This window comes from Mycobacterium parmense, from assembly GCF_010730575.1.
Classification (GTDB): domain Bacteria; phylum Actinomycetota; class Actinomycetes; order Mycobacteriales; family Mycobacteriaceae; genus Mycobacterium; species Mycobacterium parmense.
Window position 1 is genome coordinate 5,068,607 of record NZ_AP022614.1, and the last position, 12,748, is coordinate 5,081,354.

The 12,748-nt window shown below is 65.6% G+C and carries 11 protein-coding genes and 2 pseudogenes; 12 read left to right on the top strand and 1 reads right to left on the bottom strand.

The annotated features are described in order from the left end of the window. Nucleotides 1–18 precede the first annotated feature (18 nt). From G6N48_RS28385 to G6N48_RS23445, 11 genes and pseudogenes are all read left to right on the top strand, one after another. A pseudogene (locus G6N48_RS28385) lies at nt 19–586 on the top strand (tyrosine-type recombinase/integrase); the annotation flags it as partial. Then, complete coding sequence (locus G6N48_RS23400) at nt 546–1,655, top strand: tyrosine-type recombinase/integrase (protein WP_085270300.1); 1,110 nt, start codon at nt 546–548, stop codon at nt 1,653–1,655. The pseudogene G6N48_RS28385 and the gene G6N48_RS23400, both read left to right, overlap by 41 nt. Continuing rightward, nucleotides 1,652–3,448, top strand: a complete 1,797-nt coding sequence (locus G6N48_RS23405; protein ID WP_197745604.1) for a tyrosine-type recombinase/integrase — start codon at nt 1,652–1,654, stop codon at nt 3,446–3,448. Before G6N48_RS23400 ends, G6N48_RS23405 begins: the two co-directional genes overlap by 4 nt. A gap of 57 nt (nt 3,449–3,505) precedes the next feature. Beyond that, nucleotides 3,506–3,808 carry a hypothetical protein gene (locus G6N48_RS23410; RefSeq protein WP_163670906.1) on the top strand — a complete coding sequence of 101 codons (303 nt, stop codon included), beginning with the start codon at nt 3,506–3,508 and terminating at the stop codon, nt 3,806–3,808. A 53-nt stretch (nt 3,809–3,861) separates the two neighbouring features. After that, the gene (locus tag G6N48_RS23415; protein ID WP_163670907.1) at nt 3,862–4,626 is read left to right on the top strand and encodes a tyrosine-type recombinase/integrase; all 765 of its coding nucleotides are present in this window, start codon (nt 3,862–3,864) and stop codon (nt 4,624–4,626) included. 564 nt (nt 4,627–5,190) lie between these two features. After that, nucleotides 5,191–6,804, top strand: coding sequence for a site-specific integrase (locus G6N48_RS23420; RefSeq protein WP_163670909.1), 1,614 nt, complete (start codon nt 5,191–5,193; stop codon nt 6,802–6,804). A gap of 165 nt (nt 6,805–6,969) precedes the next feature. Next, nucleotides 6,970–7,560, top strand: a complete 591-nt coding sequence (locus tag G6N48_RS23425) for a DUF6262 family protein (protein WP_197745605.1) — start codon at nt 6,970–6,972, stop codon at nt 7,558–7,560. Between the two features lie 110 nt (nt 7,561–7,670). Beyond that, nucleotides 7,671–8,186: pseudogene (locus tag G6N48_RS23430) on the top strand (site-specific integrase); the annotation flags it as partial. After that, complete coding sequence (locus tag G6N48_RS28390; RefSeq protein ID WP_007172194.1) at nt 8,176–8,616, top strand: DUF6262 family protein; 441 nt, start codon at nt 8,176–8,178, stop codon at nt 8,614–8,616. The pseudogene G6N48_RS23430 and the gene G6N48_RS28390, both read left to right, overlap by 11 nt. Nucleotides 8,617–8,841: 225 nt before the next feature. After that, nucleotides 8,842–9,168: a helix-turn-helix domain-containing protein gene (locus tag G6N48_RS23440; RefSeq protein ID WP_007172195.1), complete on the top strand. Its 327-nt coding sequence runs from the start codon at nt 8,842–8,844 to the stop codon at nt 9,166–9,168. Between the two features lie 848 nt (nt 9,169–10,016). Then, nucleotides 10,017–10,637, top strand: coding sequence for a hypothetical protein (locus G6N48_RS23445; protein WP_007172196.1), 621 nt, complete (start codon nt 10,017–10,019; stop codon nt 10,635–10,637). On the opposite strand, the gene G6N48_RS23450 is transcribed toward G6N48_RS23445, so the two are convergent. Then, nucleotides 10,638–11,894, bottom strand: a complete 1,257-nt coding sequence (locus G6N48_RS23450; protein WP_420492635.1) for an IS30 family transposase — start codon at nt 11,892–11,894, stop codon at nt 10,638–10,640. 169 nt (nt 11,895–12,063) lie between these two features. Here G6N48_RS23450 and G6N48_RS23455 point away from each other — a divergent pair, with 169 nt between their 5' ends. After that, a complete protein-coding gene (locus G6N48_RS23455) occupies nt 12,064–12,741 on the top strand; it encodes a hypothetical protein (RefSeq protein WP_174814221.1) in 678 nt (225 codons plus the stop codon). Nucleotides 12,742–12,748 lie beyond the last annotated feature (7 nt).

Consider the following 12,748-nt stretch of genomic DNA (forward strand, 5'->3'; position numbering starts at 1 on the left):
TCGCAGACCCCCGGAGAAGGCTTGCGGCGCCAAGAGGCGGTGGGGCTAGACCTGGTGGATCTGAGATCGAATCCAAAGCTACCGTCCTACGGGCGTTTTGGCGGCGTATTCGTCCGATTCGGAAAAGCGTCCCGCGGTAGTTCGCCGAAGCGACGCGTCGTGCTGACGGTGCCGGAAATGGACTGGATTGTCCAGGTTTTCGAGTCCTACCTGGAGGAGGTTCGTCCATGCTTTCGAGCGGGCCGGCATCCGGCGTTATGGGTCACCGAACGTTGCGGCCGTCTCTCCAGACGCGCCGCGAACGAGGCCTTTGTGGCTGCGCGTGACGCCGCGGGGTTGCCGCAGGAGCTGGACCTGCATTCGCTGCGCCAGACCCTACGTCACACACCTGACCGAATTCGATTACCCGGAGCGCTTCGTGCAAGTTCTCTCGAGCCCGCACAGGGGTGTCCACGACGTGCAACACGCACGTGGCGTTGGCGGCGATCTTCGTGGCGGAGGTGGTTATCTGCAGCGGTCCATCACGCAGATTCCACGGAGGTTTGATGCTTGTGCAACGGGTACTGATGCCCACTTCGTCGCTTGAATCCTGGACGGTCCTCGGCGACGGAGGCGGCTCGGTGGAGCCAATCGAGCGCTACCTGGCCTATCTGACCGACATCGAGCGGTCCCCGAACACGGTCAAGGCCTATGCGCACGACCTGAAGGACTGGTTCGTCTTCCTCGACGCTCGCAGCCTGAACTGGCGCGAGGTCCGATTGGAGGATCTCGGGGAGTTCGTGTCCTGGCTGCGGCTGCCGCCGGCTGGCCGGGCTGGCGCAGTGGTGCAGTTGCCCTCGGCTGAGCATCACTGCTCTGCGGGAACCGTCAACCGGAAGCTGGCGGCGATCAGCGGCCTCTACACGTTTCACGCCCGGCACGGAGTCGACCTCGGCGACTTGGTCACTGAACTGCACCCAGGTCGGCGCCGGCGCTCGGGATGGAAGCCGTTCCTCTACCACCTGAGCAGCGGCCAGCCGGAGCGGCGGCGCACGATCAAGCTCCGGACCCCGCGTCAGCATCCGACCATTCTGACCGCCGGTCAGGTGCAGGCGATCCTAGATGCCTGCATCCACCTGCGGGATCGCTTGTTGTGGGCGTTGTTGTGGGACACAGGGATTCGGATTGGTGAAGCGCTAGGTCTGCGTCACGAGGACGTGGCCGCTGCCGAGGGTGAGTTGACGGTCGCGCCGCGATCCAACGACAACAGGGCGCGCGCCAAGTCGGCGACACCGCGCACCATCCCGATCAGCCCGCAGCTCATCCGCCTCTACGCCGACTACCTGCACGACGAATACGGCGATCTGGACTCCGACTACGTGTTCGTCAACCTCTGGGGCGAACCGTTCGGGCACCCGTGGGGCTATCCCGCGGTCTACGACCTGGTGTTGCGGCTGCGCCGGAGCACCGGCATCGACTTCGATCCCCACTGGTATCGGCACACCTACGCCACGCGTTTGCTCCGCCAGAACACCCCGATCGAGGTCGTCAGCACGCTGCTGGGGCACTCCTCGATCGCGACCACGATGGACATTTACGGGCATCTGTCCGTCGAGGACGCCCGCCGGGCTCTGGAGGCGGCCGGCTTCCTGACCGGGCAGGAGGTGCAGTGGTGACCGCGGCAGTCCCGCCGCTACCGTCGGCTGCGGCTCCGGGCTTGCTGCGCAAGCTGGTGGCCGCGGTTCGACCGGAGTTCCGGGTGGACATCCTCGTTCCCGAGCGTGGTGCGCTGGTGTTCGACACCGCGCCGTGCCGGGTGCCGGGCTGCGTGCGCCAACCGCGCACCCGCGGGCTCTGCAAAGGCCACTACGTCGGTTGGCAGCAAGAAGGCCGCCCGGACATCGACGTGTTCGCCACGACTGCAGCACCGGAAGGGCTCGGGCGCAAAGAGCTCACGGTCTGCGCCGTCCAGGGCTGCCGGTACGGAGGTGCTCGCCGGGGTTTATGCCCACGCCACCAAGGGTTTTGGGAACGGTCCGGCATCGCCGACCGAGACGTATGGCTGGCTGCCGTTGCTCCGGTGGATGATCCCGATCATCCCGTCTGCGCGTTGTCCTATTGCACGCTATGGACGCAGGGACGGTCGCCGTTCTGCGTCAATCATCGGTCCCGATGGGCAGCGGTGGGATGTCCCGACATCGACGAGTTCATCGTGCTCTGCGAGTCCTATGGCGACGACCGGTTCGACTTCCGACCGTTCGGTGATCGCCGACAGCTCAAATTGGAGATGCAGTACGCGCTGCAGTGCCGGCACGATGAACGCCAGGTCAAGACTCCCGCTGCCGTCGCGCGTCCTGTCATCGCACTCACGGCCGCCAGTGGGGTGGCCTCGCTGCTGGACTGGCCGATGGCACGTTGGATCGAGTTCTTCGACGCCAACCACGCTGCGCAACACGGCCAGAACGGACAGCTGGCGTTTCTGCGTTACGCCTATCGCTGTCTGGAGGACCTGCACTGCGGCAGCGGGTGGGAGGCCGAGTTCCCGCGCGACGTGTGGGAGCTGCACCGGCTCGGCGTCGAGGGCCGCAAGCGGCTGCGCTTCGACGGCATTGCGCAACCGTGGCTGCGGGATCTGGCCAAGCGGTTCGCCCGCTGGCGGTTAAGCATCGGACGCAGCCCCAACCAGACCTACATCGACGTCCAGGCGGTGACGCGTTTGGCCGGCTTCTTGGCGTCCCCGCCGGTCGACATCACCAGCCTGGCCGGCATCAACCGCGCGGTATTGGAGCGCTACCTGGCCGACCTGTCCACCGACCCCCGGGCACTGCACTCCCGCAGCCGCGACATCAGCTCGCTCGGTGCGTTCCTCGACGCGATCCGCCGCCACGAGTGGGACCACGACCTGCCCGCGAGTGCCGCGTTCTATCCCGACGACTTCCCCAAACCCGCGAAACGCCTGCCCCGCGGGCTGGCCGAGCACATCATGGCCCAGGTCGAACAGCCCGCGAACCTCGACGGATGGAACAACCCCGAGAGTCGGCTGCTCACGATCATCCTGATGCGCTGCGGACTGCGCGTCGGTGACGCCACCAAGATCGCCTTCGACTGCGTCATCCGTGGCGGCGACGGAGCTCCCTATCTGCGCTACACCAACGGCAAGATGAAACGCGAAGCTCTCGTCCCGATCGACGAGGAAGTCGAGCAGGCCATCGCCGAGCAACAACAGCGGATCCTGCGCCGCTGGACCAACGGCAGCCCCTGGCTGTTCGCCGCTCCGAAGATGAACCCAGACGGCCGCCGGCCGCTGACTACGCCCTCCTACCGCGGCCAGCTACGGGACTGGCTGGCGCGCTGCGAGATCCGCGACGAGCACGGCCGTCCAGTGCATCTGACTCCGCACCAATGGCGGCACACCTTTGTTATCTGTACTGGCAAGGAGCGCGTGAGCTACGTGAGTTCGGCGGCGTGACACGCCGGTGCCTTACGAATATCCGGTACTTTCAGGCACGGCCGTTACGTTTGTCACGTGAACTCGTTCCACGCTGAACGAGCGGTTTCACCCCTCGATGGATCCGAGGTGTGGGTGGTGCTTGACACCGGGTTGGTGATGCACCGGGAGGCCAGCGATTTCCTGCGGGCGCTGCATGGGGCCGGGCGTTCGATCCACACGATCCGTGCCTATGCCGGGCGGGTGGCGAGTTTCCTGGGATGGTGCGCCGATCAGGGGGTGGAGTGGTCGTCCATCAGTCTGCCGGGATTGGCCCGTTTCAAGCATTTCATCGAAGCCACCCGCGCCGGGATGGGCGGTTGCGTTCGGGCGCAACGGTAAACGCGATCCTGACCGCGGTGTGTGAGTTCTTACGGTTCTGCGCCAGGACCGGCGTGATCGAGCAGGCCGTCGCCAACCGGTTGTCTGAACCCCGCTGGCTGCGGTTCACCCCGCCGGGTTTTGATGCTGGAGAATCCGGCCAGTTCCGGATGGTGCGGACCCGCACGCTCAAGGCGAGGGCGGAAGCGGTATTTCCCGAGGCGTTTACACCCGAGCAAGCCGAACGGGTCGCGGCGTGTTGTCGCCGGCCGCGGGAACGATTCATGGTGGCGCTGCTGCGGGATGGGGGCTTGCGGATCGGAGAAGCTCTCGGATTGCGCCGATCCGATCTGCACCTGCTTCCCGATTCGCGGCGGGTGGGTTGCACGGTGCTGGGAGCTCACGTTCACGTGCGGCACCGGGCCAATCCCAATGGCGCGCTGGCGAAGTCGCGGTTTCCCCGCACCGTGCCGACGAGCCAGGCGGTGCTGTCGACGTACGCGGACTACCAATTCGAACGTACGGAGATCCTCGGCGGCGACGACTGCGACATGGTGTTTGTCAACCTCTACCATGAGCCGCTGGGCGTGCCGATGACCTATCGTGCGGCGAAACGGTTCTTCGAACGGCTGGCCACCGACTGCGGGTTTGCGGTGCGCCCTCATATGTTTCGGCACACGGCGGCCACGAACTGGGTGCGTGCCGGGGTTGATCTTGATGTCGTGCAGCGGCTGTTGGGGCATGCCGCGCTTGCCTCGACCGCTGTTTACCTGCACGCACGAGATGAGGATAAGCGCCGAGCCGTGGAGGCTGTCGCCGCCGGGGAGCGCTTTCGATGACCGCGCCGGTGTCGCGTCTGCTGGTCGGCACCGACGCCGACCAGGGGTTGGTGAGTGACGACGCCAGCTGGCTGCAATGGCTGTCTGCCCATACCGATGCCGCGTGGCGGCCGGGCGAATGGGACGGGTCGCTGTGGCTGTTCACCGGCGATTTGGACAGCGATCGGACCGCTGCGTGGCGGTGTCGTACTCCGGGCTGTCCTACGGCGGCACGGGGCTTTAACGGCCGCTGTTCGAGTTGTCGGCGGGCGGGCGGCGGCCGGTGTCTGCGAGGAGGAGTTCGACCGCGCGCCTCGGCGTCGCCCGACCCGCCCGGTTGCCCGAGGTGACTGCGTGGTGCCCGACTGCGGGGGCGAGTTGCATTGCCGTGGCCTGTGTTTCCGGCATGAGCGGGCCTGGCGTAAGGCCGGTGGCGGGCCGCTGGAGGAGTTCATCGCGCAGGCTCGGCCGCTGATCGGTACCGAGCCGTGCCTGGTCGCAGGTTGCGGCCGCGAACGGGTAACCCGGCGAGGCCTGTGCCGGTTCCACGGCAATCGGCTGGCGCGGCAACGCAACCCTGCGTCGATGTCGCAAGAAGAGCTGGCCGCGTGGGTCGCCGACGAGAAGCCCCGGATCTCGGCCCACCAGTTTTCGTTGGCTGGCCTGCCCGAGCTGGTGCGCTTCGAGTTGCTTTATGCGCTGCAACGCCGCGATGAGGCGCCGCCTCCGTTGGACCCGCTGCAGGTGCGGATCCTCATCAGCCGCCTGGTGGGGGCCAGCTCGCTCCGTCACGCCGATCCCGAAGCGGTGTGTGAAAGCGGTGGCGTGCAATACAACTCGGCCATCAAGGGCTTGTTCCGCGACCTGCGCCGTCATCTGGAACGAGCCTGGACCCAGTACACCGGCACCGACCCTTATGCCGGCAACGTGTGGCGCGTCGAGCTGCTGGACCTGCAGTCCAACGGCTCGCGCCGCTGGCCCGCCACCAAGGGGACCATCGACTTCGGTCCTATCGAGCTGGGTTGGCTACGCGAGGTGCTCAAGGACTGGGCCCGCAACACCCGGCCCTACCTGCAAGGGCTGCGCCAAGCGCTGCGGGCCTGCCACGTCGCCTCCCAAACGCTGGTGGCCTGCGGCCGCGCCGACCCGGCCAGCCTGGGCGCGGGCGACTTCGTCCTGGTCGAGCAGGCCATCGTCGAGCAACGCCGCACCGATGGCTCTCCCCACTCCGCCTCACACCGCACCCAGCTGCTGCGGCTGTTCTGTGCGGTGATCGAGCATGGCCGCGCCAACGCGCTGATGACCGACGTGCCCGACCCGTTCCGACCACCCCAGCGCCGTCACCGGGTGATCGAGGACGCCAACGAGGAACAGCTGGGAAAAGCACTGCCCGACATGGTGATTCGCCAGCTCGACCAGCACCTTGACCTGTTGGGTCCGGCGGGCCGACACGGCTCGATGAGCGCCCCGGACCTGCAGGCAATGCACCGGACCATCTACCAGATCCTGCGTGACACCGGCCGCCGCCCTGGTGAGATCGTCAGCCTCAAGATCGGCTGCCTCGAGGTCATCGACGGCCAACACAACCTGATCTATGACAACCACAAGGCCGCCCGACTGCGTCGACGCCTGCCCATCACAACCGACACCGCCGAGATCATCGCGGCCTGGCAGCGTCACCGCACGCAGCTGCCCACCGCGCCGGCGACCCGCCAGTGGCTATTCCCATCCCCGCTGTTGCGCTCCCGGCAGGCCCGCGGTCACTTGACCGCCTCCTGCGTCGGGGTGGCGTTTCGGACTTGGACGCGCTCGATGATTGACGGCTGCACGCTACGCTCAGCGCTGCATCAGCTCATTGCGACGCTTGGCTACTACTCGGTCACCCACAAACGTAAGCAGCAGGCTATCCGTGCCGTCGGATCCTTGGCCATAGACGCCTCGGGCAACCCGTCCTCGTTTGCCGACCCGCTGGCCTACGAACGGGCATCGGTGTCGGTCCCGTTCGGTAACTGCACCGAACCGTCCAACGTCAAGGCCGGTGGCGGTGCCTGCCCGATCCGATTCCAGTGCGCGGGCTGCGGCTTTATCGCCCGGACCCGTCATATCTTCCCGCCCTCGAAGAGCACATCCACTCGCTTCAGGCGGACCGGGAGACCGCCCGGGCAATGGCGGCCGCTGACTACGTGGTCGCCAACATGAGCACCGAGATCGACGCGTTCACCCGCGTGGTCGACACCATGCGGCGCCGCTCGCCGAACTCGGCCCCGAGCAGCGAGCCGAGGTGGAGGAGTCCAGCCGGATCCTGCGCCGCGCCCGGGCCGCCCGCCGCCTCCCGCTCATCGTCACCTCGGCCAAGGACGCCGGATGAGCGCCACCGCGGCCAACCAGATCCGGTCCGCAGCGCTGAAAGCGGCCCGCGCCAAAGACAGCCAGCGCAAGCGTCAGCGCACGCTAGCTGCGCTGCAAACCCTTGAAACCACCGGCGCGCCGATCACTTTCACCGCGGTGGCCAAGGCCGCCGGGGTGTCCACCTGGCTGGTCTACGCCGACGGAATCCGCGAACACATCGACGCGGCTCGACACCGCCAGAGCAACCATCACCGCCGGACCGACACGCCGGCAGCCTCCAGCACGCACCCGGCGACGCCGGACAGCCTGCGCGCCGACCTGGCCATCGCCCGGGAGCAGATCAAGACGCTACGCACCGAACGGGACAAACTCCAGCAGCGCCTGCGCCTGCAACTCGGTGCCGAACTCGAAGCACCCGACCGGGCTCACCTAACCGCGCGGGTCGTCGACCTCGAGACCATCAACCGTCAACTCGTCGCCGAACGCGACGCGCGCGCCATCGAGGCACAAACCGCCAAAGGTCGGGTCACCGAACTCGAAGACGAGCTATCCGCCGCACGCGAAAGCCTGCGCCGGGTCATCAAAGCCCAAAACCGCGCACCATGACGCACACCTTTGCAGCGACTCCCGCACGCAGCCGCACACTCCCACGTGCCTCACGTGCCCCACACTTGAAAACACCTCTGACCAGCACATTTTCAGAAAAAATACAGATAACCCTGGGAACACGGTTGATCAACCGGGACGTGCCGCAAGAAGTCGTACGGGTGTTACTCGATCACTCCAGCGGTGAGATGACAGCTCACTACGCCCGCCTTCACGACACCACCGTCCGCCGGCACTGGGAGTCCGCCCGCAAGGTCGATGCCAGGGGCCAAACCGTTGCGATCGACCCCGACGGCCCACTGGCCGAAGCGAACTGGGCCAAGCAACGGCTCGGGCGCGTGACCCAAGCATTGCCCAACGGCTTCTGCGGGCTGCCAGTTCAAAAGACCTGCCCGCATGCCAATGCTTGTCTGACATGTCCGATGTTCGTGACTACGCCCGAGTTCCTGCCGCAACACCACGAACACCGTCAGCAAGTCCTGCAGATCATCTCCGCTGCCGAGGCGCGCGGTCAGTTACGCCTCGTCGAGATGAACCAACAAGTCCTGGGAAACCTCGACACCATCATCACCACACTCGAAACCGACTCCGGTTCAGAGGAATTGGATTCTGCTGATGCGGGCTGACAACACCCGGCACCTCATCGTCGCCGCCCGACAACGCCACGAACTCACCCGAGCCAAGGCGATCCAGGCATTGAGGACCCTCGACGCCGAAGGGCGCCCGGTCACCTTCGAGGCCGTGGCTCAAGCAGCGGCGGTGTCTCGGTCCTGGCTCTACGCGCAATCCGACGTCCGAGCTGAGATCGAACGGCTTCGCGCTGCCCACCGTCGAGCACCCGCGACACCGGTCCCCGCGCGGCAACGAACCTCGGACGCCTCACTGCTACGCAGGCTCGAAGCCGCCAACCAGCGCAACCGGAAATTGGCCGAGGAGAACCGCACGCTCCGAGACCAACTCGCCCGAGCACTCGGCCAGCAGCGCACCGCATCCGAAACCACGTCAACCCGCACCCCCCGGAAACGTCTCAGCTCGATAACGATCGGTCCCTGCTGAAAGGCCTCCCCCATGACCCCACCTCAAACGTCGACGACAACGTCCACAACGAAACACCGCAGGTCAAAGCCCCGAATAGGCCAGCGGCTCAAGATAATTCAACACCAAGTCGGACATTCCTATGCGAGCACCACGTCGATCTATAGCCACGTCTGACGAGTACCGCAACCGTTTGCTCCGTGAAGCGCTCACCAAACGCGGCATTGCCGTCGGGGAGGATCAACCGTGATCAAGAAGATGGGTTATCAGTGGCGGCTGCGGGCGCTGATGGCGCAACGGGAGCTGTACCAGACGACTGATCTGGTTCCGCTGTTGGCCGAACGTGGCGTGGTCCTGTCGCGAGAGCAAGTGTTTCGCCTGGTCACTGCGCCTCCCCAACGGCTCTCAATGGACGTGCTGGCAGCGTTGTGCGACATCTTGGAATGCTCGCCCAACGACCTGATCGAAATCGAAGCCGTCAATCAATCGGTGAAGAAGGCGGCCGGGGACTCACCGCGGGAGGTGCCGAAGGTGCGGCGCACGACTGTGCGTCGACCTGACCGCAGCTCATGAGAGGATCGGCGAACTTCAGGCCCGACGCGTGGGATCGAGTCCGCGCTCACGTAGTCCGCGCTCTTGGCGACCTATCGCTTGCAGATGCCGACCGCCTCCTGAAAGCTGCTCGTGTCGACCGGCCGAAAACGCTCAATCAGGTCGACGCGTACCTGGCCGCTCATGGCGACGGAGTGCTCAACCCGGACGCGTCCTGCCCGCGGGGGCTTATGCGCTTGACGCACGTACTGGTGGCTGATGGCCACGCGTCGGTGAAGCCGCCGGCCTGTACGAATTGTCAACAGCGCGTGTCTCTGACCGCGATCGGTCCGACCGGCCGCATTTGTGGTCGCTGCAGAGATCTCGATCGATCGTTCACGTGCGCGCGATGCGCAAAGACCTCTGTCAGCAGACGCGTCAATCTTCCCGACGGACCCGTGTGCACGAACTGTTACAGCCGCGACCCGTTGTCGCGCAAGGAATGTAGCATCTGCGGACGCCTCCGTCCCCGGGCACGTCGACTCGTCGACGGCGGCGTGCTGTGTCCCACGTGCGCGCCACCGCGCCTATACACCTGCTCGGGATGCGGACAACGGCGCCGCGCCCCGTACGTGGCATCGGAAGGACGCATCTGCACGAACTGCTACGCCAAAGCCAGCACCGTGTGGGTATGCGGATTATGCGGAGCCACCCGGCGCCGCCAAAGCAGCAGCGTCCTCGGCCCGCACTTGTGCGGCACCTGCCGCGCCATCACAACGAGGACCTATTCCGGGATACGTTCACCACACTCGAAATCCACCTGCGCGTTCTGCCGACAACGGCGCGTTGTAGCCCGCCATTGGCCAGCGGGGCCTGTCTGCACACCGTGCGTGCGCAAGGCGAAGATGTACCCGTCACCATGCGCGGCGTGCGGCCAGCAGGCGGTGCTGATCGGATTTGACCCCGACGAGCGCCAAATCTGCGGGCCATGTTCTGGCTCCACGCTCGACTACCGCTGCGCCAATTGCGGTCAACCGGGTATTCGCGCGCATAATCGATGTAGCCGCTGCCACACCGCCGAATTACTGCACAACGCCTTAGCCGGGCCGGATGGCCAGATACCGGCGCAACTGAAGCCACTGGCGGACGCTCTTGCCAACGCCAATGATCCACGCAGCGTCGCCGTCTGGCTCGGCAAGAGCGCCGCCGCGGAGCTCCTCATGAATCTGGCGCGCACCGGACAGACCATCACTCACCACGCACTCGATCAGCTCCCACCCGGTGGGCATGTCAACTACGTACGTGAAATCCTCGTTCGCACAGCAGTATTGACGCCGCGTAACGAATACCTCGAACGTATCGAGCCATGGGTGGATCGCCACCTAGCCAACTATCCCGCCGAACACGCACGGCTGGTCCGCAGCTACACCATCTGGTACCTCCTGCACCGAGCCCGCCGAGCCAAACAACCACTAAGCAATCCCGGGTGTCAACGGCGGGGTGGCTTCTAGTCAACGTCGCAACAGTTGATGGTCTGGTGAGGTTAGCAGCGCGGTGAAAAGTTCGGCGGGACTGCGGTCTTCGAGGGTGTGGCGGGGGCGGTTATTGATCTCGTATTCGACAGCGCGCAGATGGTCGGGTGTGTAGGTGCTTAGGCTGGTGCCCTTGGGGAAATATTGGCGTAGCAGCCCGTTCGCGTTCTCGTTGCTGCCGCGCTGCCACGGCGAGCGGGAGTCGCAAAAGTAGACCGGCACGCCGAGGTCTGCGGTGATGTCGGTGTGTCGGGCCATTTCGATGCCCTGATCCCAGGTGATCGATCGGATCAAGTTCGATGGCAGGCCACCCATGGTCGTGGCGATCGCGATACGCAGGGAGTCGGCGTCACGGGTGGGAAGGTGCATCAGCCGAATCAGGCGGGTCTGGCGCTCGACCAGGGTCCCGATCGCCGAGCGCTGGTTCTTGCCGACGATGAGGTCACCTTCCCAATGCCCCGGCTGGCTGCGGTCGGCGGGAGCGAATGGCCGCTGATGGATCGACAACATCGGCTGGGCGAACCTCGGACGCCGCCGACCCGGCCGCTGGTGCGCGCGGCGATGGGTCCTGCCAGTGCGCAACGGACCCCGGTGTGACGACCTGACCTGTGGCGGCCGTATCAAGCGCGAATGGGGTTGGTACACAGCCCGGTAGATGCTTTCGTGGCACAACCACATCAATCGGTCCTCGGGGTATTCGCGCCGCAAGTGTCGGGCGATCTGCTGCGGGCTCCACCGTTGAGCGAGGAGCTCGGCGATCAGGTCACACAGGGCGGGATTCTTGTCGACCCGCCGCTGGTGACGACGCGCTCTGCGCTGAACCGCCCAGCGGTGGGCTTCAAACGGCCGGTACTGGCCGTCGCGGCGGCTGTTGCGGCGCAACTCCCTCGATACGGTCGATGGTGCCCGGCCAAGCGTGGTGGCGATCTGCCGAACACCCATGCCCGTGCGGCGCAGATCGGCGATGCCGATCCGCTCCTCTTCGGATAGATAGCGATCGCTGATCTGGCGCACAGCCAAACGATCGAGTGCGGGCACGAATCCCACGGCCTCGCCACGCCGATAGGTTTTGTACCCCCTTGCCCAATTGTTTGCTGCGGTACGGGACACACCGACTTCACGACCCGCCGCCAAGATGGACCAGCCCCGGGCGCGCAGCTCCGTAAATCGCTCACGCTTGGCGGACTGTGGCCGTCGGCCCGGGCCTTTTTTCACGCGACGCGACGATGACAACACAACCTCCAGAACCTAGAGAAGTGTTGCGACCGCCCCTAGAAACCACCCGGGGACACGGGGTCAGTTTTCAGACGACGCCGACACCGGGGCAGCACGCATTCGCCGCCAGGTGTGCGTCGCACTGGAATTCCTCGCTTGGCTCGAGACCCGGGGACGCACCCTCGCCACCATGGACCAAGCAGACATCGACAACTGGTTGGCCCACGGCACCTGGCGACACCGAGAGATCCGGCCCTTCCTGCACTGGACAACTCAGCGTCGCATCACCCACGGCGCCTCCGCGCCGGCCAACCGACCCAGCCCGCCCTCGGTGTTCATCGACGAAGCCACGCACCTCGAGCAACTCCGCCGATGCCTCAACGACAACACCATTGACATCGATGTGCGCGCCAGTGGTGCGCTCATCCTGCTGTACGGAATCACCACCATGCGAGTACTCGGGTTACGACAGAACCAGATACACACCCAGGACGGCCACACCTACCTCACCCTGCGCGACCACGAAATGGTGCTGCCTCCTAAGCTCGCCCAACTGCTCGCACAACTGCCGCGTCCAACCCGGCGCTCGACCCTGCCCGAACCCTCAACACCGGACCGGCTCCTGTTTCCCGGACGAACACCAGACCGCCCAGTCAACTCGGGCGTGTTCGGCAAGCGACTCAAACATAGCGGCCTGACAATCCGAGGCGGTCGCAACACCGGCCTCATCACAATGGCAGCCGAGTTACCGGGCGCAGTTCTGGCCGACCTACTCGCCATCGATATCGTCACCGCGACCCGCTGGGCGGCATATGCCAAACGCGACTGGAATCAGTATCTTGCCACCCGAAAAGCGGGCTCTACCTAGCAATTGC

Bases quoted from the DNA above. Each gene is read 5' to 3' on its own strand.
- G6N48_RS28390 (WP_007172194.1), top strand. From the start codon at position 8,176: ATGCGGGCTGACAACACCCGGCACCTCATCGTCGCCGCCCGACAACGC.
- G6N48_RS23455 (WP_174814221.1), top strand. From the start codon at position 12,064: ATGGACCAAGCAGACATCGACAACTGGTTGGCCCACGGCACCTGGCGA.
- G6N48_RS23425 (WP_197745605.1), top strand. From the start codon at position 6,970: ATGAGCGCCACCGCGGCCAACCAGATCCGGTCCGCAGCGCTGAAAGCG.
- G6N48_RS23420 (WP_163670909.1), top strand. From the start codon at position 5,191: ATGTCGCAAGAAGAGCTGGCCGCGTGGGTCGCCGACGAGAAGCCCCGG.
- G6N48_RS23400 (WP_085270300.1), top strand. From the start codon at position 546: ATGCTTGTGCAACGGGTACTGATGCCCACTTCGTCGCTTGAATCCTGG.